Below are 23886 nucleotides of genomic sequence, written 5' to 3'. Positions count from 1 at the left end.
TATTTTACTTCAACTTTATTCCATTCAACTCTACTTCATCCATTGGAATTACAAGACATGGACGACCATCTATTACACGTTGTTCAATAAATGCAATACCATCATTATTTGTTCTAATTGTAATATTTCCACCACTTACAATATTGTAGCTTTTATTAGTTACATTTTCAGCCATAATTTCCAAATCATCTTCCAATTCAACATTTTCAGCGCCTGCAGATGTTAAAAATTGCTTCAATTGTCTTGATTTTAATTTTGGTGTTTCCCCTTCATTTTTCAATTCTTCAGTAAAAATTGCAATATTTTTATTTAATTCTACAAAATCAGAAATTTTTAAATCAGGAAGATTGTTCTCAATTATTTCATTAAATTTTTCTTTTTGTTCAACTGGATTTAACTTCATTTCACAACCTAAAACCCCATCTATAAATTCTTCGTGAATATCAACAACTTTTCTTGTATAATACAAACATTCATAAATATTTCTTTGACGATTTGTAAAAGTTGGATATAAAAATCCAGTATCTGGCATTTGAACTGTCCAATTCCTTGGATTTTCAACAAAATCGTTTTGCTCACTCTTGTAACACAATGATGGTTTTGTTAAATTCATAGAACAAATAGCTACAACCATAAAGTTATATACATCTTCTGAATCTTCTAAAAACTCACCATCTGATGCTTTTCTAGGAATATCATAAGATCCTTTTGCAATTAATATTGCATAATTAGATTTTGGATTATAATTTTCAATTATTTTATCTATCAAATCTTGATATTTTTCTCCAGTAGCATCTCTAACAGTCTTATATAAGATATCTTGTTTACCACCTTCAATTTCTTCTTCCGGTAAAAAGTTTAATGTTAATAAATTTCTTCCTTGTGCACCTGACAATACTTTAGAAAAAATAGCTGCATAAACTTCTCTAATTTCTTCATTCATTACAACAAAATTTGTCTTTGTTGAAAATATAATTTCTTTAGTCATGTTTACATATGTAGCCCAAACATCTGTAATTGCAAAATCATCGGATTTAATTGCTTTCTTTATTTCATTTAATTCTTTTTTTTTCATCAATATCTCCTGTAATTTATATACATTATTATATCATTTTAGAAGATTTGGTAAAACAAAAATAGAACTATTATTTCTAAATTTTAGAAAAGATAGTTCTATTGGATTTAATTATTATTTTCTTTTATTTAAGAATATAACTGATGCTAATGAGGCAATTAATATTATTAATGATGATAAAATTCCTGCATCACTTGTATTTGGATTTTGCATTTTTTCTTTTGAATATGTATCTTCTTTTTCATATTCAAATTTTTTATCAAAATCTTTTGTTCCAAATGATATTAAATGAATATTTAAATTATTTCTTGTTCCTGAATTTGTTTCAACACTTAGTTTGAAGCTATTTTCATCTAATTTTGTAAGTTTAGCCTTTCTTCCACCAATGCTTAAACTTTCAGATATTGTTTTTTCTTCCATAGCAAAGGCTCTTGAATCTGATTTACCAATATTAATAGGTGCAAATAAAATTGTTGCTCATAAAGCGCAAGAACATACACCAATTGTTAATCTTCTTATTGAATATCTAATTTTTTCATTTTCTTTCATATTGTTCCCTATTTTATCAAAAAAATTTTTTAACCTGGCCAAATTATACCTCATTATAAAAAATAAAAAAAGTTTTTAAGCAAATTGTAATATATGAAAAAAGCCCTTTTTCCAAATAAAATTGTAAAAAGACTTTTTAATTTTATATACTATGATTCAAATTTATAAAATTCTTCAACTCTTGTATGTTGAATACCTTCTTTTAATTGATCAACAGCTTCTTTTCCTTTAATTTTTTCAATTAATTTAAATGATTCGTAAATTGCGATAGCAGCGCCTCTACCTGTTATAATATTTCCATCTTCCACAACAATTTCGTCATTTACGTAAGTTCCAAGATTTTCAATCTTGTCTTCAAAAGTTGGAAAACTTGTAACTTTTTTACCGCATATAATATTAGCTCTACCTAAAACAATTGGACCTGCACAGATTGCACTAACAATTTTTTCCTTATTGTTAAATTCTTTAACAATTTCGATAACTCTTTCGTTATCTCTTAAATTTGTTGCTCCTGGTATTCCACCTGGAATATATAATCCTAAATAATCTTCTTCATTAATTTCAGATATAGTTTTATCAGCTAATACTGGAATATTATGCGATCCAACTACTTCTCTTCTATCGGTAATAGATACTGTGTCAACTTCTATACCTGATCTTCTTAAATAATCAACTGGAGTTAATGCTTCAATTTCTTCAAATCCTTCAGCTAAAAATATTAAAAACTTTTTCATATTACCTCCTAAAGTTTATAATCTTTTATATGCCTTTATTACCCCAAAGTTTTATTTTTAATTATCTTCTTTAAATTTCACACCAGAAATTTTTCTAATTTGTGTCATAACATCAATTATTTCACTAGTTAATTTATATGGTAAAATTTCAGATTCATACTTTCCATTTTCAACAACGTTGAGAAATTCCTTCAGTTCACGTTTAAATGAATTTTCCATTTCATGATATGTTTGAATGTTTACTTTATCCAATCTATTTTGGATTTTAACTGTTGATACTCTTGATGGTATACTAATACTGATAATTCCATCTTCTCCTGAAATTTCACTTATTATATTTGAATTAGTAATTTTTGAACATAATAAAATTACTTCAAAATTTTCATATGATAGTATAGCAGATGTAGCCCCGTCAACTTTGCTATCTAATATAAAACTATTTGCAGATATAGTCTTAGGTTTGCCAAACAAAGCTACACATAGCGACACAATGTATATTCCCAAATCCATTATTGCCCCATTTGCAAATTCATTTCTAAAAGTAGTTGGATTTTCTCCACGCAAATATCTATCATATCTTGATGAATATTGATTTAATGCGAAAACTGCTCTTCTAATTTTCCCAATATTTTGCAAATTATTTTTTATTATATTAAAATTTTCTGTGTAAAGAGGTACAACCCCATGATGTATATAAACTTTATTTTTAATAGCAGCATCAATTAATATTTTTACCTGCTTTGAATTAACTGCTAGAGGTTTTTCACAAAAAATAGGGATATTTCTTTGAATAGCATCCATTGTCATTTTAAAATGTAAAGAATTTGGTACTGCAATGTATATAGCATCTATTTTTCCACTCTCTAACATTTCAATGTGATTTTCATAAACATTTTTAATATTATATTTTTCAGCAAATTTTTTTGCATTTTCAATTTTACCACTACAAATAGATGTAATTTCGATTTTATCTTTTAAGAGCATTGCTCCTTCCATAAATTCATCAGTAATAAAATTTGTGCCAACTATTCCAAATCTCATATCGTCCTCCTTAATTGTATTTTTTTATAAATTCAGATGGTGTAATATCCATATATTTCTTAAATACTGAAGAGAAATATCGATAATTAGAAAAACCAACTTCATAAGAAATATTTTCAATTGTATAATCAGTTTCATACATCAATAAAATAGCTTTTTTTATTCTAAATATATTAACATACTCAGTTAATGTCTTATTTGTATCTTCCTTAAAATTAACAAGTAAACTTGTTTTTCCTTTATTAGTTATTTTAATTAAATCATCAATATTTATTTTATCTTTATAATTTTGTTCTATATATTCTAATATTTGAACTGTAGACTTTGAATTATTACTTAAGATATCTTCTGAATCTAAATCTAATTTATCTAATTTATTATTCAATTCCTTTTCTAAGCTAATAATTTTTTTATTACTTTTTATTTTATTAATAGCTTTTTTTATTGCAATTTTTAATTCTTCATGATCAACCGGTTTTAACAAATACGCTATTGAATTTTGATTTATAGCATCTTTAGCATATTCAAACTCATCATATCCAGATAATATTATACTTTCAAATTTTTTATTTTTAATTTCTTTTAACATATCTAATCCACTAAGTATAGGCATGTTTATATCTAAAATCACTATATCTGGATTAAGATTTTCAATCATTTTTAGACCAATTTGCCCATTTTCTGCTTCTCCAACTATAATACAATTTAATTCTTCCCAATTAAATAAATATGAAAGTCCTCTTCTTACATAAAGTTCATCTTCAACCAATAAAACCTTATACATTAACTACTCCTTTGGAATTACAATTCTAATTTCTAAACCAAAATTATAATTTTTTATATCAAATTTATATCTATCATCATAAATTAATTTTAACTTTTTATTTATATTATAAAGTCCTATACTGTTTTTACTATTATAATTATCCATATTTTTCAGTAACTCGGATAATTGCTCTTCTGAAATTCCGGGACCATTATCATTTATTATCAATTCCACATTATCTTCTAAATTTCTAATAAATACATTTATTTCTAAGTTTTGTTGAATTTTATATGTATATTTTATTGAATTTTCAACAATTGGTTGCAAAATCAATTTAGGTATTTCTCTATTTAAGACATTTTCTTCTATTTCAATATCATATTTTAATCTATCTTGATATCTAATTTTTTGAATTTCTAAATATGATTTTAAATAATCAACTTCTTCATTAACTGTGGCGAAAAATCCTTTATAATCAATTGTATACCTTAATATTTTCGATAAATCTAAAATATATTTATCGGCTAACTTTGTATCAAAATAAAGTAAATATCTTAGAGATTCTAAGGCATTAAATAAAAAGTGAGGATTAAATTGTGTATTTAAAAATTTAACTTGATCCACATCATTTAAATAAGAATATTGTTGATTTTTTGCAATTAAATCATGAATTTTATTTAGCATATTATTATAGTCTTCATCCAAATACTTAAATTCTTCAAAATATTCTGAATCTAATTGTTTTTCTTGATTTAAATTATTTCTTCTTATATTGGAAATCATAATTTTTAATGCATTCATATTTTTTTTAGATAAAATATCCCATGTAATAACAACTGTAAAAAAAGTAATAATTGAAAGTGCAAATAAACTAAAAATCAATATCCACCCAAAATTCATAATAGGTGTAATCTTTGTCATAGTCGCAACTCTCACCCCTAAATTACCAATAGTTGATTCTGTATAATAAAATTTATTATTTTCTATTTTAACTAAATTATTAGATATAAATTCTCCTTTAAATTTGTAAACTTCTCCTATTATATAATCAGTATTGGAACTAATAACTTGATTAAATTCTCCAATAATAAAATTAATCGAATTAGTATTTGAATTTAAGATTCTGGAGATGCTATTTAAGTCAATATCGATGATTATAACATAATTTTTATTATTTATTTTTTGTTTAATGTTCACAAATTGCTGTATTTTTTTACTATTAAAACTTGTTATCAATGAAATATTTTTATCTATTTTTTCGTTTTGCCAAATATTAATATTTTTATAGTTTACAATATTTTCATCATAATTTTTTGACGTAAATACAGAATTATACAATTCATCAAATACAATTAAATTTACATCTAATTTTAATGAATTCTTAAAATTATAAAAATTATATAAAATATTTGCTTTATTTACATTATTAACTCCATCCTTATATTTTTCATCCTTAAAACTTTTAGAAAACTTTACAATTTCACTATAATCTTTATTTATAATATTACTTATAGTATTATTAGAGCTTTTATTTATTTTTCGTTCATTAAATCGTACTAATGATATAAATAAAATCATAATTAAAATAATTATAACCATAATTGGAATAATACTGTACTTATACGCTAATTTTCTGTTGTATTTTTTAAATGTAATTTTACTATCTCTCATACATATATTATATCAAAAAAGAGTGTGAAAACGTAAATATTATTTCACACTCTTTTTTATTAATAATATACAAATTCTACATTGAAATTTCTTTCTTTCCAGAAACTTTGAAGAATAGCATTAATGATATAACCGTCAACACAATCAATATTGTTGCAAGTGCAGCAGCATTACCATAATTTCCTCTTAAAACTTCTGTATAAATACTTACTGTCATTGTCTTAGTTTTGGGACTATATAAAAGAATTGATGTTGATAATTCTGATAAAATATAAATCCAACTTAATATAGCACCTGATATTACTCCTGATTTCATCATTGGTAAAACAGTTTTTGTAAATGACTTCATTGGAGTTGCTCCTAAGTTTTCGGCAGCTTCTTCAATTGAAGGACTAATTTGGTATAATGCTGTAACTGATGATCTAATTGTATATGGTAATCTTCTAATTACAAACGCTATTATCATTATTGTAGCAGTACCACTTAATAATAATGGTTTTGCGCTAAATGTTGATAATAATGAAATACCCATTACTGAACCTGGAACAATATAAGGTAACATTGATAACACATCTAATGTTTGTGACATATTATTTCTTCTTTTTACTGCTACATATGCTATTAAAACACCCATTATTAATATAATAATTATCGCTATTAATGCAAGTAAGAATGTAGATGTGATTGACGTACCTAATCTACTAAATGCATTTTTATAACTATCTAATGATAGTCCTTTTACAAATATTGAACCCCTTGTTTTTCTAAATGAGGTGTAAATTACATACAATAAAGGCGCTACAGAAATAAATACATATAAATATACATATACGTGTGCAATTATATTTTTTATTCCCGATTCTTTCTTAGCTTCTATCGGATGTAAGGCACTCATTGAAAATGCCTTTTTTTCTGCAATATACTTTTGAACTAAGAATATTGTTATAGCCATTATAATTACAACAACAGATATTGCAGCTGCAAATGCTGTATCTCCACCAATCTCTCCTACGAACTGATTATATATCATAACAGGAACTGTTTGATATCCTTCCCCGATTAACATAGGTGTACCAAAGTCAGCAAATGCTCTCATGAATACAAGCAATGATGCTGATAAAATTGTAGGAATTAATAATGGTACAAATACTTTCATTATTCTCTTAAAGCCTGTCATACCTAAATTTTCTGCAGCTTCTACTAATGATTTGTCTATATTCTTCATCGCTCCCATCAAATACATATAAATTAACGGAACCATTTGAAGTGTAAGCACTAGCAAAATACCATGGAAACCATAGATACTTATTCCCGTAATACCTATACTTCGTAATGATTTTGTTATAACTCCTGATCGTCCTAATAAAAGTACCCAAGAATATGCACCAATGAAAGGAGGACTCATTGATGAAATAAGTATCAAAATTTGAATAAATGATGATCCTTTAATTTTTACAGTAGTCATAAAATATGCTAGTGGAAATGCTACTACTGCACAAGCTAAAGTAGTTGCAACAGTAACTAATAGTGAATTTATCAATGTTTGAGAATAATATGATTCTCCAAAAAATCTCTTAAAATAAGCTAAAGAAAATCCTTGTCCTTCTACATAAAAACTTGATTTAATAAGTCCAAATAAAGGAACTATTAAAAATAACACATACAAAAGAATAAGTGCGATTGTAATTACAGACCAAATATTTTTAGATTTTCTTTTAGTTTGCATCGTTTTCTACTCCTTTTGTAATACTTTTTTCTGTGTCAAAATCAAATAGATTTATTTTATCCATTTTAACAGTTAAAACAACTTCTTCACCTATAGGAATTATATTTGAAAGTGACGATTCTTGAATAATTTCAACTCTTTCTCCATTTGTTAACTCTACAAAATAATGAGTATTAATTCCTAAAAACATATTGTCTATAACTTTTCCTTTTAATCCTTTACCTTCTCTACTGATTATAAATTCTTCTGGTCTAATTGATAATTTTACTTTTTTAGGTGTTTCTATATCAATGTTTTCAGACACAACTTTATAATCATCAGAAAATACAATATATTTTTTATTATTTTCAATTTCAACCTCTCTTGAAATAATATTTGTTCTTCCTATAAAACTAGCTACAAATACATTTGCAGGTCTATGATATATATGTTGTGGTGTACCTATATGTTGAATCACCCCATTATTCATTACCGCAATCCTATCCGAAACTGCCATAGCTTCTTCCTGATCGTGAGTAACATAAACTGTTGTTATACCGACATCCTTTTGAATTCGTTTAATTACATTACGCATTTCAACTCTTAACTTTGCATCAAGATTTGAAAGTGGTTCATCCATCAATAATACATCTGGTTCTATAACAATTGCTCTAGCTAATGCAATTCTTTGTTGTTGACCTCCAGACATGTTTTCAGGAAGTGAATTTTTTAAATTTGAAATTTTAACAGTTTCTAAAATCTTATCAACTCTTCCTTCTATAACTTTCTTTTCAATCTTTCTAGTTTTCAAACCAAAAGCAACATTTTCTCCAGCAGTTAAGTGTGGAAATATTGCATAATTTTGAAATACCATACCTATATTTCTGTCTTTTGGAGCTACATCATTTATTCTTTTATCTTCAAAATAAATGCTTCCACCTTCAATTGAATTAAATCCAGCTATCATTCTTAATAACGTTGTCTTCCCACATCCTGATGGTCCCAACAAAGTAAAGAACTCACCCTGATTTATCTTTACAGATAAATCAGGAATTATAGTCTTATTTCCATATTTTTTTATTAAATTTTCACATTTTATTGTTGTACTCATTTTAACCTCTAGTCTTTACAAGCATATCTGTGTATTTTTTAATAATATTTTCTCTATTTTTCTTTACATATTCTTCGTCTTCTTTTATAATTTTAATTTTATCAAGTGGTGTCATATAATCACCTGTTTTTGCATCTTTTCTCAATGCTCTATTTGTTAATTGTGATCCAAATGCATCTTGAGCTTCTTTAGAAATAACGAAATCTACAAATTTCTTTGCATTTTCAAGATTTTTTGCTCCTTTTATAACTTCTACACCTGCATCAAGATATACTGTACCTTCTTTTGGATATATAACTTTAACTGGTGCACCATCTCTAACATATGCAGCTGATGGATCTTCATATGTTAAACCTACAGCATATTCACCATCTGCAACACCTTTATGAACAGCTGATGATGAATTTAGGATTTTACCATCAATATTTTTCAATAATTGTTCTACAAATTTCCAACCAGCTTCATTTTCGTAATCTCCACCCATTGCTAACAATTGATTTGTTAATTGTGCAAATGCTGATGATGAATTTGAAGCATCAGCTGATGCTATTTTCCCTTTTAATTTAGGATTCAATAAATCTGCATATCCTTCGATTTTTATATCTCCTATTAATTCTGTATTAACTAAAATAACAGAACCATCTGCTGTATATGGTGTTAAAAAACCATCTACATTTTTATGATCTGGTAACATATCTTTATCATTTGGTGATACATATTGTTCAAATAAGTCTTTCTTTTCTCTTATTGTTGATTTACTTCCACCAAATAACACATCTCCTAATGGATTTCCTTTTTCAGCTTCAATCTTTGATAATAATTCACCTGTACCTGCTGAAATAACTTCAACTTTTATTCCTGTTTCTTTTTCAAACATAGGAATAATTGTCTTCATAATATTTTCAGTATTTGGTGAATATACAACAAGTTTACCTTTATCTCCTAATGTTTTACCATCTCCTCCATTACTACATGCAACTAGTGAAAACACTAGTACTAGTGACATTAACAATGCAAATATTTTTTTACTCATAGTTTTTCTCCTTATAATTTTTATCTTGTTTAAATGATAATATATCATGAAAACAATTTCCATGATATATTGTTTTAAATTGTACAAAATTGTTCAAAAAAAAGCAATAATAATATAATAATAGTAAATTCTATCTATTACACTATAATTGCTATTTTCTAATTATTATTTTTCTCTCTATCCTTAAATGTTTTCTCAGCTTCTTTAATTTTATTTACATCAACATTATTAATTTTATCATATTTTATATTTACTTTAAAATTCAAATCATTGTTTATATCCTTAAGATTTAAATTAGTGTATTTAGAGAAAAATTATTTTTATTAAATTTTATAATCAAGTTTGACTCAGTTTTGATATTAGATTCAGCCTGTTTTTCTGTAAATATATTTGGTGCAAGACCCTTTACAATATTAAATTTACTATCTCTAAATTTAAATTCATAGAAATCTGGTGTTTCTATCATTTCTAGTTCTGATCCCATATCTATACCTTTCATTTTCAAACTATATAAGTATATTAGAATATTCTAATATACTTATCAATATTTTTATATAAAACTATTAATTTTTTGTTTTTGAAACCTTTTTGCTTTTATTTATCTTTAGATTCCATTTTTACTATATATTAATAATATTCCAGGCAAGAATATTGATATTCCTGATAAAATTGCTCCAGTAATTTGCGATATTGTACCTAAATTACTTGATGCCATTTCACCTGCAAATGAACTAAAACTAAACAATGGTCCAGGTATACCTTGAACTAATCCAAATCCTGACATAAACTCTTGGCTAGTCATATAATTATTCATTTCAACTAAATCATTGTACATCATTGGAATTACAACCTATCCACCACCTATTACTAAATATCCATATCTATAAAAACTTTCAAAAAGGTGTACAAATATATTTTTTGTAAATATTGATAAAATTATTCCCAATATTGCAAATCATAAAAATGCAATAAAATATCTCCATGAAGGTGTTAATCTTACTTTTGTCCAAATATTTTTTTCATTTTAAATTAATACTGTAACAATTTCACCAATTATCAATACTACAGGAAAAATCCATACATTTCTTATAAAATACGCAGTTAATAATCCAAATATAAACAGTAAAATAGTAATCTTATCACATATTACTTTTTTACCAATATCATATCCAGATTTTAGTATTAATGCTATCGCCATAGGTCCAATAAATCTAAAAATATTTTTGGATAAACTAAAGCTTCCAAAGTTTTTAATTATGAATGATAATATTGTCATAAAGATAATTGCTGGAATTGCCCACACGAGCATTGTTAAAAATGCTAATAATGGTCCTCCAATTTTATAACCTATAGATACAATTGTCTGTGAGCTACTTAAACCAGGTAACACTCCTGTCAAAGCAATTAATTCAACTAATTTCTTCTCGCTAATTTACTTTTTCTTTAAGACCAAATGATCAGTAAATATCCCATAATGAGCTTCTGGACCGCCATATGCTCCTAATGAACATATGAATACATCTTTTAAGAGCGAACCAATGTAGAGTCAATTTCAAAATATTCTGCTATTCCAGCACATACTCCATCTATTTTTTTGTCTGTACTAGATTTATACATTTTTTATTATCCATTTTCATCTCCATATAATTTTTAATATGTTCATATTTAGATATGAATCTGTATTAATTATAGAATTGATTGAGGAATAAGGATATATATTTGAGTAATTTATAGTATTTTTATGTTAATAAATATGTGATTTTGTATAGGTAAATTATAATAGTAGAAAAATTATATAGTTTATTAAAAACATAAAAAAATTGAACTAAATTTCTCCAAGTTTAAATAATTTAACCTGTTTTAACAGTCCAATTTTTATATTTTTAATTATTCACTAAATTCTTCACTCATTTTACCATCAACAATTTTAAAAACTCTATCACAATACTTTAAAAGTCTATTATCGTGAGTTACCATTATAGTTGTTCTATTTGAGTCTTCTGTAATTTCTTTTAGAATTTTTACTACATCCATTGCCCTATTTGTATCTAAGCTTGCTGTAGGCTCATCTGCTAATATTAAATTTGGCTCTGGGTATAAAGCTCTAGCAATAGCCGCTCTTTGTCTTTCCCCACCAGATAAATCACCAGGATATTGATCTTTTCTATTGTAAATTCCAAATTTTTCCATTATTGATTTTGCTTTTTCCTTATTGTGTTTCGTTTTATTAAACTTATCAACTAACTCAAATTGTTCAGAAATTTTTAAAAATTGTACTAGATTTGAAGCTTGCAATATAAACCCAATTTTATCAAATCTTAAACTATTTCTATCTTTTTCATTCAATTCACTAATATCTTGTCCATTGAAAAATATTTTTCCATTCGTTGGCTTTTGCAATCCACCCATCATTGTAAGGAGTGTAGATTTTCCTGAACCTGATGGTCCAATTATAGCTACTAATTCTCCAGAATTAACTGAAAATGACGTTTCCTTTAATGCTTCTATTTTATCATTTCCATCTTGAAATTCTTTATTTACTTTTTCAAATCTAATTATTTCGCTCATTATTAACTCCTAATCTAACACTTCTAATGGATCAACTTTTGTTACACCTCTTACAGAAAATATTGCACCAACAAGTGAAATTACAACTATTATCAACGCTATTAATCCGTAAAATGTATAATTTGATTTAAATGGAACAGTCTTAGGTAAAAATATTTCTGAAACCAGATTTAATCCTAATCCAATTAATACACCTATCACACTTACTAAAAAAGTCTGATTAATTACAGATTTAGAAATATATAAGTTTGATATCCCCTGTACTTTCATTATTCCAAATGTTTGTTTCTTTTGCATTGTTATAATATACATAAAGACACCTAGTACTATAGTAGATATTAGTATTAGAAATCCTATCATTAGTCCAAATGTAAGTACTTGAGCTAAATATCCAGGAATTTCATTTATGAATTCGTCAATGCTTATTACATCATATTTTTCATTAGTTTTTAAATCATTTTCACCATGTACAATTATACCAGCTATTCGCTCCGGAATATTTTGTGTAGCACCCGAAGTTGCATCAGTTTTATCATCATTTGATTCAGCATCATGTTTTACAAAACTTAAAATGTTTGGTGATGATTCATTTAATTCTGTATAAATAACTGAAGAAACATTGTATTTTGATTCTTTTGTAAATCCAACTATTTCATACTCTCTATCATTCATACTTATTAACAGTTTGTCTCCAATTTCAAGTTTTTCTTCATCTTTAAGTGAAATTGAAGCTAGAACTTGATCTTTATTTTCAGGTTTTTTTCCTTCTATTATTTCAGGATAAGCCTTAGAATCTTGATTTAGTCCAATCATAGCAATGTTAATGGTATTTTCTTTAGATTCATTTGAATTTTTATATGCTACAACTCTTGCCAAATTTATTGGTGAAATATCATAATTCTTTAAATCGTCAAGTGCCTTCTTATCCATCATTGATGCTGATAAATTTGAATTTGTACCTGATTTTAATACAATTTTATTTGCATTCCACATTTCTACAGCTGTCACATTGTCTTTTGCAAGTCCATATGCTAAGCCAGTTAAGAAGAAAACTAGATATGAAATTAATACTACAATACATATAATTAAAACAAATCTACTTTTCTCTTTTTTCATTTCTTTTATTGCTAAAAACATTATCTCTCCTTATTAATTTTATATAATATATTATATATTATATATTAAGGAGTTGTATTTTACAACTATTAATGTTAGGATATATTTATGAAAAATTTATGAGGTATTTATGGATTTTATATGTTTTATTAATATGTTTTATAGATATGGCAAAAAACTTTTAGAAGAAATGTTGTCAGATAAAAATTTAAATATGCAAGAATTAATAGTACTTTTAGTTATTAATGAATCAAAAAGGATTTTCCAAAGTAAATTGCTAAATTTTACCGCTCTAGATAAAGGAAATTTCTCAAAATTTTTAAGACAACTTGAAAATAAGGATTTGATTTATAGAGTTGCAAGTGAAGAAATGATTGGACAAAATATGTGTTATCTTACTGAAAATGGTAAAAAATTAATTCCTTATTTAAAAGACACTCTTGATAAATGGCAAAATTCACTTTTAGAAAACATAGAAAATGAAAAGGTTGAAAATTTTAATAAAGTATCTAAGTCAATTTCTGAAAATCTTATTGAAAAGTTAAAAATAAAATGGTAAGACTCTTTATTATCACAAAACTCCATCATTTTCAATCTTTCCTTTCATGGCAAGCTTTACAAAAGATTTTCACATTTATCATATTCTTCCCATGTCTGGATATTTGATATTTTACTTATTTGCTTCTTCCCTGATTTTTATAAAAACAAGTAAAGGTTCTTATCTTATGTTTTTTGTATATCTTTACGGTACTTTTTGATATATGATGATAATCTCTCAGTACAATTATCAATCTGTGAGTTCATTTGTAAAATAAATACGCTACAATCTTTATCTACCAAATTATTCTTAAAAAACATTCTTGTCCGTTTAAGAAGAATTAAATAAAGGATAATAGCTTCAGCAGATAATCATTTAAATTCTTCTCCATCAACCAATATCTTCGGAACTTTTAAGAAATTAAATCTTTCCGCTTATCTGTTATAGAAATAGTGAAATTCAATCGTTTTACCTACATTCCTTAAAATTCATAAATAAAAAAACGATAATTTTACTCTATCGCCTTTGGTGACCATTTTTCGATTGACATTTACAAATATAAACAATATATTTTTATTACCCACCTAATTTATTTTCACATTTTTTGTAAGCAGAAGGAGTTATATATTGATTTAAAATTTTTTTCACTCTTATAAAAACTTCATTTTACAAAATTTTATTATGTTTCTATTATTGTTAAAATAGGGATATAGCACTGAACGCTCCGAATTATCAAGTTTTTTCTCTGCATTCCTATTATATCTCAAGCCCATCATACTCAAGCTTGAGCGTAGCGAAAAAGTTCCATATTTTTGTTTAATACCTATACGAAATTACATCATACTCAAACAATTCCTCAATAGTCCATATTTTAGTTTTTGTTTAATACCTATACGAAATTACATCATACTCAAACAAACTACAGAAACATACAAAAACAAATCGTATTTAAACAGTTTTAAAAAAGAAGTGGATAAACTTGATTCTGTCGAAAAAAAATTAATAGTCTCAGCAGGAGTTACTGCTCTTTCTACTATGGCAGCAGCGGCTGCAGGTGCAGGAGCAATATTTACAGGGGGAACTTTATCTCCAGCAGCATGGACTAGTATAGCTGCGACAGCAGGTGCAGGAGCTGTTTCCTTTAACTTACTTTTAGAATATGATCGCATATGTAAAGATGCTTATTATTACTATATGAGAGTTTGGAACCTAAAATAAAAAAAGGACCTTAAGGTCCTTTTTTTATTTATTCTTTACTAAGTAAAAATCCTAAAAAGATACACCCTATTAAAAAAAATGCTACATTTAATAGATTTATTTTTTTTAACAATAAGTTTCCTAAAGTTGCTCCTCCTAATATAGCTATCATAAGTTTAATAAAGTTTTTTTTGTTCATATTTACCTCTTTCTTTATAATTCTTTCATATTAACTTGTCCCTTAATATTTTTGATTTCTTCCCCTTCATCATCATAAATAGGTAAAGGCTGATTCATCTTCCATTCAACATATGCTAAACGTTCTTCTTTTGTCATTCTGTTATCTTCATTAGAGTTTAATACCTATACGAAATTACATCATACTCAAACTCATTAAGTAGATCAATGTCTCTTACTACTGTTTAATACCTATACGAAATTACATCATACTCAAACAGATAAAGATTTCATTATATTGCAAGTTCTGTTTAATAGCTATACGAAATTACATCATACTCAAACTCATTAAGTAGATCAATGTCTCTTACTACTGTTTAATACCTATACGAAATTACATCATACTCAAACATATATCTGATAAAAGTTCATCTGTTATTTGTTTAATACCTATACGAAATTACATCATACTCAAACTTTATGAACGAGAAGCAGACTACTTTGCATGTTTAATACCTATACGAAATTACATCATACTCAAACTTACTTGAGCCAAGTTTGTGGTATAGAGTAGTTTAATACCTATACGAAATTACATCATACTCAAACGCATCATCTTGGAATACTTGATGTCCTTCGGTTTAATACCTATACGAAATTACATCATACTCAAACATACCTTGACAGTTGTAAGAAAATTATTGTGTTTAATACCTATACGAAATTACATCATACTCAAACTCTTTTAAACTCAATTATATTTTTACCAAAGTTTAATACCTATACGAAATTACATCATACTCAAACATAAAAAAAGAATTAAAAATTAATAAATGAGTTTAATACCTATACGAAATTACATCATACTCAAACTCATCCTCTTTTGTTGGGAAATAATTTATTGTTTAATACCTATACGAAATTACATCATACTCAAACATGAAGATAGAAGAATTAAAGAGGAGCTAGGTTTAATACCTATACGAAATTACATCATACTCAAACCATTTCGTCGTAAGGTCGTGGGAACAAATCGTTTAATACCTATACGAAATTACATCATACTCAAACCTCAAACCTCAAATCCATGAGTTGTATCAACTCCATCACAAGTGGTAATTTCATATATGGTATAAATTATAAAATTCTACATAAATCATTATCAAATAAAATTTGATTTTTTATAATTTTATTATTCGTATATATTTTATCATAATTTATAATCAAAATATCATTTTTCACTAAAAAATCAAATAATATATTAAATTCTTCATCACTCAAAAATTGTGTTAAATTTATAAATATAAAGATATCCACTCCAAAAACTTCTAAATATAATTTTAAGTAATTAATCAAATTTTCAATATATGAACTATATTCATTATTTATTTTGATTCCAAAAGATTTTAATATATATGTAAAATCTAATTCATCCTCTATTTCCAATGGTATTTCATATTCAAATATCAAATCTGAAATAAAATTTTTTAACATTATATTATTTTGATAATATTTATCTAAAAATATTTCACTTTTTGATAATAAAAATAAATCTTTAATTATTTTATTAATTATTTTCTTATCTTCAAAATTAAAGGTAGTAATATTTTCAATAAATTCAAAATTATTTATAATTTTTTCTTCTTCATATATATTTATATATTCATTATTTTTTATTCCTTCTATAACTTTTCTAAATTCATGTAAATTTTCTATAGTTATATTATAAAAATTTCCGTAATCAAGCAAATATGGTTCATTTAATAAATTATAAACTAAATTCATAACAAAATTACTCCTTTATCACTATCAATAATATCTGAACGTTTTACTCCTATTACATATTCCATAGATTGATATTGTTTTTCAGTAATAGCTATGAATTGAATCAAGCCTTCTTTTGGTTTATTCTTATATATCCTATCCTTTATAGTTCTTAAAGTAGTTTGGTTTAATAGTAATTTACAGTATACTGATTCCTGCATCATAAAAAAACCTTCTTTTATCAAAAATTTTCTAAAATTTCTATATTCTTTTTTATCTTCTAATGTTATATTAGGTAAATCAAAAAATAATAATATTCTCATAAATCTATAACTCATAATCAATAAACTTTATTAAACTTATATCTCCTGTTTCTATAGCTTCAAATAAACTCTTACAATATACTGTAATCGAGTTTAAGAAAGTATAATTTATTCCTTCAATTTTTACATTTTTTTCTAAAATATTTAATACTACACTCTTTTCAAATTTATCAAATTTTTGTGGCATATATTCAAAAACTACATTATCAACAATTGGACGTAAAATTTCCATGAAATCACTCGCCAAATTATAATAATTAAATTGATTATCATGAAATATTCCTAATTGAGTTAAATATCCCATTGAAACTATTTCTCTAGTAAAAATCGACAATAAAATTGAGTAACCAAAATTTAACATAGCATTTATAGGATGATCCATTCCCCTTGAAAAATCCTTACCAAATAATGTATTAAAATATACTTTAGCCGCATGTCCTTCTCTATTTGAAATATCTCCTAATTCTACTTCACCTATATATTTAGTTAATAAATTGTATGAATCATTATCTATAAATGATAGTACTCTTGCTTGATTAAATATTTTACATTTAACCACTTCAGCCCATACTTTTTCTTTATTTTGTTTTTTCCATTTTATTTGTTTTTTTATACTAGCTACACAATTAAACTTATTATAATAATTAATAATTTCCCCAATAGGACAATGATCACTTCCAGAAAAAATTATTTTTACTTTATTTTCAATTAAAGACTCAATTAATGCAGTTGTAATTGAAACAGTTGTTGATTCAATAATTAATATAGCTATTTCAGGAATATGTATTTTATAAATTTCCTCTTTTCTAACAATCATATTATTTAATTTCAAGTCGAGTTTAGCTCGACCTGAAATTAAAACTGTTCTCCATCCCATTATAATTTCTCTTTCCTTTCATATAATCCAGTTATAGATTTATATAAAATTTCTATATTTTTATAATTTGAAGATTTTGGTTGATATATTTTTTCTTGTATAGCTTTTATCATTTCAGTGAAAAATTTAAATATTTCATCTGATGATTTATCCTTACATTCATAATTATCTATCTGTTTTAAAATTGATTTTTTTATGAAAGATTTACTAAAAATTGATTTTTTATCATTAAATTTTTCTTTAAGTTTTCTTAACAATAAAATTATTTGATCTTTTTTTTCATCTGGTATAGTAATATCTTTCTTTAACATATTTAATAATTCTTTAATTAATGTTGTATCTTCTACACTCCAAAACATTTGTGTAAATGGTAAAAGTTTCAACTGATTACCAACTGTTTTTGAAGTAATTAAATAATTAAATCCATTAACTATAATTTCACTATAATATTTTATTTTCGGTTTAATAATTACAGGATTTTTATATTTCAATTCATTTTTAGAATAATTTAACACGTCATCTAAACTATAATTCTTATAATATATAGGAAGTGCTTCTATATTTTTTTCACCATATTCATTTTTTACAGTAAAAAACACTTGATTTTTTATACTAGAATATCCACCATATTTTTTATAATTAATCAAACGACTATCATTTTTTGAGGACATATATAAATTGTTGTCTTTAATTCTACTTTTACTTATTAAATTAATATCAAATAATTCACCTTTTTTTTCTAGAGATTCATATGTAATCAATATAGAAAATTTATTCAAAGTATCAATTATTTTTTTCTTACCTTCAGCAACATCCCATATTTTTTCACCTTTGGAAAATTGGTCCCTTTTAAAAATATGTTTTATAGAATAATCTAATAAATTTTCTTTTCTATTATTTTTAATAAAATTCATAGGGTTTGATGTGAATTTTTTATTCCATACATCTCCGACAATAATATTTAAGAATGCATCATGAGCATGGTGTAAATCATTTAATTCTCTACACTTTAGAACTTCAAAATCTTTTCTTAATTCACTTGTTAATTCAGCTTTTACAGTAATTACTTTTGAATTAATATAATATTTTTCAAAAAGTTCTTTTACAACTTTTGTAGACTGTCTAGTTTCTACCAATTGTCTATTAATAAATCCTGCTAGCTCTTCATTTGTCAATTCTTGATTTCTATTTAATCTATCATATTTCTCTTTAGAAATAAGACCATTTTTTAGTAATCTATACCAATAATTTTTTATTTCTTCATTATTTCTAATTGAAGATGGTATTGGATATTTATCTCCTTTTACTGTTTGATTTAAATTTCTTTTTACTAAAACTAAATTATTTATAATTGAATCATCTTTTTTTAATTTTCTTGGAATAATATGATCTAAATCATACATATTTTTATCATAAATATCTTCTAAATCAATTTTTTCTCCAGAATACATGCATCTTCCCATTTGAGTAAAATATAAATATAACGCTCTATTTCTAAAATCAATATCATTAAAATTTTCTAATTCATTATATAATTTTCCATTTTCTTTTTTAATAAATTTATATAAATTCAATAATTGTGTTTTTCTTGAATCTTTTCTTTCTGGTTTTTCATCTTTTGATCTAGCTATTTCAATAAATATTTTATCAGGTTCTTTCCCTAATACTTTAATCAATTCTTTATTTATGTTAATAACTTGCCATATCATTTTTTTTACAGATGGAGACACATACAAAGAATCAATAACACTATAATCTAAATTTTTAGGTAAGTTAGCTTGTCTAAGTTTATTTATCTTCGAAATAAAATCATAATTACCACTTAATATTTGCATAAAATTATCATTATTTTCTCTCATAAAATAAATAATCGTCCCAATTTGATCTGTTTCTAGTTCAGTTCCTTCTAGTCCATTTAATAATTTTTTAGAAAATCTTCCCCAGTCTTTATACTTTTTAGAGACTATTTCTTTCAGTTGTTTTTCACTTAAATTAGGATACTTTTCTCCAATTTTTTTAGTTAATAATTTTATATTACCCGTATGAATAGTAATTTGTTCAATTATATCTTCAACCATATTTATATCAAAATTGTCACCCAATATATTTTTAAACTCTACATAAGAGCTCATATTCGATTTAAGTTCAGTATCAATTCCCGTAAAATTTATTTCATTTGTTTTTTCTATATAATTATTTATAATTAAAAAATTCCTTATTTTTTTTAAAGTCACTTTAGAATATTTTTTATATAATTCGTAAATTATCTTTTTCTTTACGTCAACTTGTAATGGTTGATTATTAATTTTAATATTATTTAATTCATTTAGCACCATATACTCTTGATAAAGCAAAGATGATTTAGGTAAAACTTTCTCATTAGGTAAATAAGTACATTCATTAATCATTCTTTTTATAAATTCTTCTTCAGATTTATGTAAATCAACTACAGTTTCAAAATTCCAAGGCCTAATTTTTTCATTTTTATATTCTTCATTTTTAACTATCCAAGCATTTCCACCTTTATTTTTATGATAGTCATTTAATGGTCCTACATAATATGGAATCCTAAATTTAAATATCTTTTCAATCTTTTCAGCCCTAGTAAATCCATCTTCTTTTACTTCAAAAGATGGATAATCTAATAGTAAATTTTCTATTATTTTTCTTAGCTCAATTAAATGAACTTGATGAGGTATTACCGAATTAGTTGAAACGATTTGTTTTAATAGGAATTGCTCATTTTCAATTTTTGAAATAATATATAAATAATCTTTATCATTATTATCTACAATTTTATTTAATTCTTTTTTTATATAATTTGTGAAATCTTCATAACTACATTTTTTTACAGGTATTTTTTTATTTTTATTATTGTAATATCCCAAATATGCTACATATCCTTTTTCATTAGATTTATCTCTAAAAATTTGATTATAAACTTTATTATCTGAATCATACTTTCTTAATAATTTTTTTAATAAATTTAAATCATTTTGATGATTATCATAAGACTCAACTTTTGCATCAGATAAATATTTATGACCTTTTAGTATATCTTTTAATAAAATGAAATCATATATTGCTTTTAAATTAATGATTAATTCATATTTATATCCTAATAAATTTTCAAAATATTCTAAATTTTCTTGATATTTTTCATCAGAAAGTTCAAAATCAGTTTTTTTATCTTCTTCTACTTTCACTTTTATTTCATCATCATTAAATATATCCTTTACCTTAACTTTTCCTGATATTACAAGAGTAAAAATACTATTTAGTATTTTTATTTTAGTTTTATCTGATTTGTAATTAGGTATAATATTTTTTACTTTATTTTTCTTATCAGTCTTTTTTAATGAATTATCTAACAAGACAGTAAATATTTCATTATAAAAATCTTCATCTAAATTTATATCTAATTCTTCATTAATTATATTCATTAAATTATATAGATATGGTTTGTAATCTGTTATATTATTTAGTTCACCATCTATTAAGAAATGTCCTCTTCTCTTTATCATTTGATTAATTGCCAAAAAATATAACCTAATATCCTTCTTTTCAGAATGTTCAATTAAATCTTTTCTTAAATGAAAAATTGTTTTATATTTTTTAAAATAGTCTTTATCAGTAAAATTCAAGTCATCAAACAATGAGTATTTTCCATTTATTTTTTTATCCTCTTCCCAATACTTACTTTCATCTAACCTCAAATAAAAATTTTTGTCTACTTTACTAATTTCTTCTTCGAAAATTTCCCTTAATAATTGGAGTCTCATTCGTTTCCTATCGTTACGCCTTTTTGAAGATCTAAAACCTCTCCTTTCTGCTGCCGTTTTAGCTTCAGAAAATAATCTTACACCCCATAAATCTTTACCTTTTTTTCTTATAAGGTTATAAACTTCATCAGTAACTGCCCATCCTACAGAATTTGTTCCAATATCTAATCCTAAGTAATATTTTCCCATTATTCCTCCTAATATAATAAAAACTTGACAAATAAAATTTTTTTTGAAATAATGTATACATAATCTTGTTAATACCTATACGAGATTACATCATGAGTTCAAATAAAAATTTATTCGGATCGCCCTTTTGGGCTTGCATTGGCAAACTAAACAAATCATTAGATTTGTTTTTTTATTTTAAATTTTTAACTAGAAAACGTCTTTCATATTAATTATATATCAATACTATTATTTTATCAATCTCACAACTCACTCAAATAAATATCAATGTAAATCTTTACCCATTTACCATAATATTCCTTATTTGTAACTATAGCATACAATAATTTCCCAGCATCCATTAATCTTGAAAAAATTATATTATCAACTTTTGGTACATAACCTATTTTAATATTTTTAGAGTTTCTTATTTCAATAGCATTTGTATCATTTGTATTTTCTTCTTGCCTAAAAAATTCCAATCTGTTATCGATATTTATCTCTTTTTCTAATTCATCGATATTTTCAATATGAGTGGTCCCTGCAATATATGTATCAAATAAAAAAATATCTTTTTGAAATGGTTTATATTCTTTTAATTCACTTTTTCCTGATAAAGTCTTTTTTACTATATTATTTATACTATGTTTTTGAATTTCATTTTTCATTCTTCCCTCCATAACTATAGATATTTAATAACATCACCATAAACATCTGAAAAATTTGATTCATTGTATTTTTTTCATATTTTGTAAAAGCACCATGATCCCATTCTAGATATTTTTTTGATAATTCATTTATAATTCTATAATAATATTTCATAATACTTCTCAATCTCTTTATCATATTTAAATATATACGCTTCATAAGTTTCTATTTGTTGATTTAAGAAATTAAATCTCTCTTTAGATTTTTCTTCATCTTCTAAATATTCCTTTAATACATATGGATAATCTAATTTAATATCTTCAATCATCTTATTTATTTCATCTAACGTATTTTTTAATCTATCTTTTTCTTTTTTTAATGAATCCAATGAATTTCCAACTTCTAATTCCTTATCTAGTTCAACAATATTGAATATAAACTTAATTGTTTGTAAATCACCATTTTTATATGCCGTTACAGCATTATAAAATAATTCAATTTTTGATTCTGATAATTCTGGATTTAAATCTGGATGTAATTTTTTTATAATACTTCTATATTTAGATTTTAGTTCTTTTTTATCTTCTTCAGACAAACCTTTTGAATTAATTCTTTCTAAGGAATTATTAATATTTTTTAATTTATTATCTAATTGAACCATATATTCCTTAAACAAATCATCAAGAATACTTTCTATTTCAGATTCTTTAATTTTTTTATCGTGATTTCTATAATAAATTAAAATTTCTAATTTTTTCTTTAATCTTCTATAATACAATTCTAATTCATATGCTTTGTATTCTAAAAATCCAAACTTATATATATAATCAGATTCAATATTTTTACATATATGAAAAAATAAATTGTCTTTTTCTATAATTTTTGAAGTTATTTCAGATCTATACTTTTCAATATCATCTCTTAAATTTTTATAATCAACAAATTCAATTATATTTGACATTTTCGCCTCTTTCACGCAGTATAATTATCCACTTTTTATAAATTATATCATAATAAAATGACTTTTACATTACTTTTTCAAT

27 protein-coding genes, 1 pseudogene and 1 CRISPR repeat array are annotated in these 23886 nt (G+C 24.5%); of the genes and pseudogenes, 2 read left to right on the top strand and 26 right to left on the bottom strand.

All coding sequences use genetic code 11. From position 1 onward, the window contains the following. Positions 1-4 precede the first annotated feature (4 nt). The 16 genes from ABGF48_RS05370 to ABGF48_RS05295 all read right to left on the bottom strand — a co-directional run bounded on the left by ABGF48_RS05370 (position 5) and on the right by ABGF48_RS05295 (position 13390). A complete protein-coding gene (locus tag ABGF48_RS05370) occupies positions 5-1075 on the bottom strand; it encodes a DUF4317 family protein (RefSeq protein ID WP_408105310.1) in 1071 nt (356 codons plus the stop codon). Positions 1076-1189: 114 nt separating this feature from the next. Next, complete coding sequence (locus ABGF48_RS05365) at positions 1190-1495, bottom strand: hypothetical protein (RefSeq protein WP_408105309.1); 306 nt, start codon at positions 1493-1495, stop codon at positions 1190-1192. 57 nt (positions 1496-1552) lie between these two features. Next, the gene (locus ABGF48_RS05360) at positions 1553-1624 is read right to left on the bottom strand and encodes a YSIRK-type signal peptide-containing protein (protein WP_408105343.1); all 72 of its coding nucleotides are present in this window, start codon (positions 1622-1624) and stop codon (positions 1553-1555) included. Positions 1625-1773: 149 nt separating this feature from the next. Next, positions 1774-2358, bottom strand: coding sequence for a DJ-1 family glyoxalase III (locus ABGF48_RS05355; protein WP_408105308.1), 585 nt, complete (start codon positions 2356-2358; stop codon positions 1774-1776). A gap of 57 nt (positions 2359-2415) precedes the next feature. Then, a complete protein-coding gene (locus ABGF48_RS05350) occupies positions 2416-3399 on the bottom strand; it encodes a Gfo/Idh/MocA family protein (protein WP_408105307.1) in 984 nt (327 codons plus the stop codon). 10 nt (positions 3400-3409) lie between these two features. Then, positions 3410-4183 (bottom strand): response regulator transcription factor, encoded by a 774-nt coding sequence (locus tag ABGF48_RS05345; protein ID WP_408105306.1) that lies wholly within the window; start codon positions 4181-4183, stop codon positions 3410-3412. 3 nt (positions 4184-4186) lie between these two features. Further along, positions 4187-5836, bottom strand: coding sequence for a sensor histidine kinase (locus tag ABGF48_RS05340; RefSeq protein ID WP_408105305.1), 1650 nt, complete (start codon positions 5834-5836; stop codon positions 4187-4189). A gap of 76 nt (positions 5837-5912) precedes the next feature. After that, positions 5913-7562 (bottom strand): ABC transporter permease, encoded by a 1650-nt coding sequence (locus ABGF48_RS05335; RefSeq protein WP_408105304.1) that lies wholly within the window; start codon positions 7560-7562, stop codon positions 5913-5915. Continuing rightward, complete coding sequence (locus ABGF48_RS05330) at positions 7552-8652, bottom strand: ABC transporter ATP-binding protein (RefSeq protein WP_408105303.1); 1101 nt, start codon at positions 8650-8652, stop codon at positions 7552-7554. The genes ABGF48_RS05335 and ABGF48_RS05330 overlap by 11 nt, the downstream gene beginning before the upstream one ends. Position 8653: 1 nt before the next feature. Then, complete coding sequence (locus tag ABGF48_RS05325; RefSeq protein ID WP_408105302.1) at positions 8654-9685, bottom strand: ABC transporter substrate-binding protein; 1032 nt, start codon at positions 9683-9685, stop codon at positions 8654-8656. 289 nt (positions 9686-9974) lie between these two features. Continuing rightward, complete coding sequence (locus ABGF48_RS05320; protein WP_408105301.1) at positions 9975-10184, bottom strand: hypothetical protein; 210 nt, start codon at positions 10182-10184, stop codon at positions 9975-9977. Between the two features lie 105 nt (positions 10185-10289). After that, positions 10290-10523 carry a chromate transporter gene (locus ABGF48_RS05315; RefSeq protein ID WP_408105300.1) on the bottom strand — a complete coding sequence of 78 codons (234 nt, stop codon included), beginning with the start codon at positions 10521-10523 and terminating at the stop codon, positions 10290-10292. Between the two features lie 186 nt (positions 10524-10709). Beyond that, positions 10710-11117, bottom strand: a complete 408-nt coding sequence (locus ABGF48_RS05310; RefSeq protein WP_408105342.1) for a chromate transporter — start codon at positions 11115-11117, stop codon at positions 10710-10712. A gap of 92 nt (positions 11118-11209) precedes the next feature. Continuing rightward, positions 11210-11302 carry a PspC domain-containing protein gene (locus ABGF48_RS05305; RefSeq protein ID WP_408105299.1) on the bottom strand — a complete coding sequence of 31 codons (93 nt, stop codon included), beginning with the start codon at positions 11300-11302 and terminating at the stop codon, positions 11210-11212. A 270-nt stretch (positions 11303-11572) separates the two neighbouring features. Continuing rightward, the gene (locus tag ABGF48_RS05300) at positions 11573-12253 is read right to left on the bottom strand and encodes an ABC transporter ATP-binding protein (protein WP_408105298.1); all 681 of its coding nucleotides are present in this window, start codon (positions 12251-12253) and stop codon (positions 11573-11575) included. A gap of 9 nt (positions 12254-12262) precedes the next feature. Continuing rightward, on the bottom strand, positions 12263-13390 hold the full coding sequence (locus tag ABGF48_RS05295; protein ID WP_408105297.1) for an ABC transporter permease: 1128 nt from the start codon (positions 13388-13390) through the stop codon (positions 12263-12265). Positions 13391-13499: 109 nt separating this feature from the next. Here ABGF48_RS05295 and ABGF48_RS05290 point away from each other — a divergent pair, with 109 nt between their 5' ends. Then, positions 13500-13928: a MarR family winged helix-turn-helix transcriptional regulator gene (locus ABGF48_RS05290; protein WP_408105296.1), complete on the top strand. Its 429-nt coding sequence runs from the start codon at positions 13500-13502 to the stop codon at positions 13926-13928. A gap of 56 nt (positions 13929-13984) precedes the next feature. Here ABGF48_RS05290 and ABGF48_RS05285 read toward each other — a convergent pair. Continuing rightward, a pseudogene (locus ABGF48_RS05285) lies at positions 13985-14371 on the bottom strand (replication initiator protein A). A 307-nt stretch (positions 14372-14678) separates the two neighbouring features. Between ABGF48_RS05285 and ABGF48_RS05280 the strand changes: the two are divergent. Further along, positions 14679-15125, top strand: a complete 447-nt coding sequence (locus ABGF48_RS05280; protein ID WP_408105341.1) for a geobacillin-26 family protein — start codon at positions 14679-14681, stop codon at positions 15123-15125. A gap of 28 nt (positions 15126-15153) precedes the next feature. On the opposite strand, the gene ABGF48_RS05275 is transcribed toward ABGF48_RS05280, so the two are convergent. The 9 genes from ABGF48_RS05275 to ABGF48_RS05235 all read right to left on the bottom strand — a co-directional run bounded on the left by ABGF48_RS05275 (position 15154) and on the right by ABGF48_RS05235 (position 23804). Then, positions 15154-15303 (bottom strand): hypothetical protein, encoded by a 150-nt coding sequence (locus tag ABGF48_RS05275; protein WP_408105295.1) that lies wholly within the window; start codon positions 15301-15303, stop codon positions 15154-15156. A 14-nt stretch (positions 15304-15317) separates the two neighbouring features. Next, complete coding sequence (locus ABGF48_RS05270) at positions 15318-15440, bottom strand: hypothetical protein (protein ID WP_408105294.1); 123 nt, start codon at positions 15438-15440, stop codon at positions 15318-15320. A gap of 18 nt (positions 15441-15458) precedes the next feature. Next, positions 15459-16352: direct repeats of the CRISPR family, unit length 36 nt; unit sequence GTTTAATACCTATACGAAATTACATCATACTCAAAC. A 66-nt stretch (positions 16353-16418) separates the two neighbouring features. Next, positions 16419-17066: a type II-A CRISPR-associated protein Csn2 gene (gene csn2 / locus ABGF48_RS05265; protein WP_408105293.1), complete on the bottom strand. Its 648-nt coding sequence runs from the start codon at positions 17064-17066 to the stop codon at positions 16419-16421. Further along, positions 17063-17383, bottom strand: a complete 321-nt coding sequence (cas2, locus tag ABGF48_RS05260; RefSeq protein WP_408105292.1) for a CRISPR-associated endonuclease Cas2 — start codon at positions 17381-17383, stop codon at positions 17063-17065. Before cas2 ends, csn2 begins: the two co-directional genes overlap by 4 nt. Further along, positions 17373-18245, bottom strand: a complete 873-nt coding sequence (gene cas1, locus ABGF48_RS05255; protein ID WP_408105291.1) for a type II CRISPR-associated endonuclease Cas1 — start codon at positions 18243-18245, stop codon at positions 17373-17375. The genes cas2 and cas1 overlap by 11 nt, the downstream gene beginning before the upstream one ends. Continuing rightward, positions 18245-22216: a type II CRISPR RNA-guided endonuclease Cas9 gene (cas9, locus tag ABGF48_RS05250; RefSeq protein ID WP_408105290.1), complete on the bottom strand. Its 3972-nt coding sequence runs from the start codon at positions 22214-22216 to the stop codon at positions 18245-18247. The genes cas1 and cas9 overlap by 1 nt, the downstream gene beginning before the upstream one ends. Positions 22217-22458: 242 nt before the next feature. Then, entirely contained in the window at positions 22459-22863 is a 405-nt protein-coding gene (locus ABGF48_RS05245) for an HIRAN domain-containing protein (RefSeq protein WP_408105289.1), read from the bottom strand. Further along, positions 22853-23017: a hypothetical protein gene (locus tag ABGF48_RS05240; RefSeq protein ID WP_408105288.1), complete on the bottom strand. Its 165-nt coding sequence runs from the start codon at positions 23015-23017 to the stop codon at positions 22853-22855. The genes ABGF48_RS05245 and ABGF48_RS05240 overlap by 11 nt, the downstream gene beginning before the upstream one ends. Next, complete coding sequence (locus tag ABGF48_RS05235; RefSeq protein WP_408105287.1) at positions 23001-23804, bottom strand: molecular chaperone DnaJ; 804 nt, start codon at positions 23802-23804, stop codon at positions 23001-23003. Before ABGF48_RS05235 ends, ABGF48_RS05240 begins: the two co-directional genes overlap by 17 nt. Between the last annotated feature and the right edge of the window lie 82 nt (positions 23805-23886).

This window comes from Helcococcus bovis (assembly GCF_046035835.1).
Lineage (GTDB): Bacteria > Bacillota > Clostridia > Tissierellales > Peptoniphilaceae > Helcococcus > Helcococcus bovis.
The sequence above is the reverse complement of the archived record's forward strand: the minus strand, read 5'-3'. Positions and strand labels throughout refer to the sequence as shown.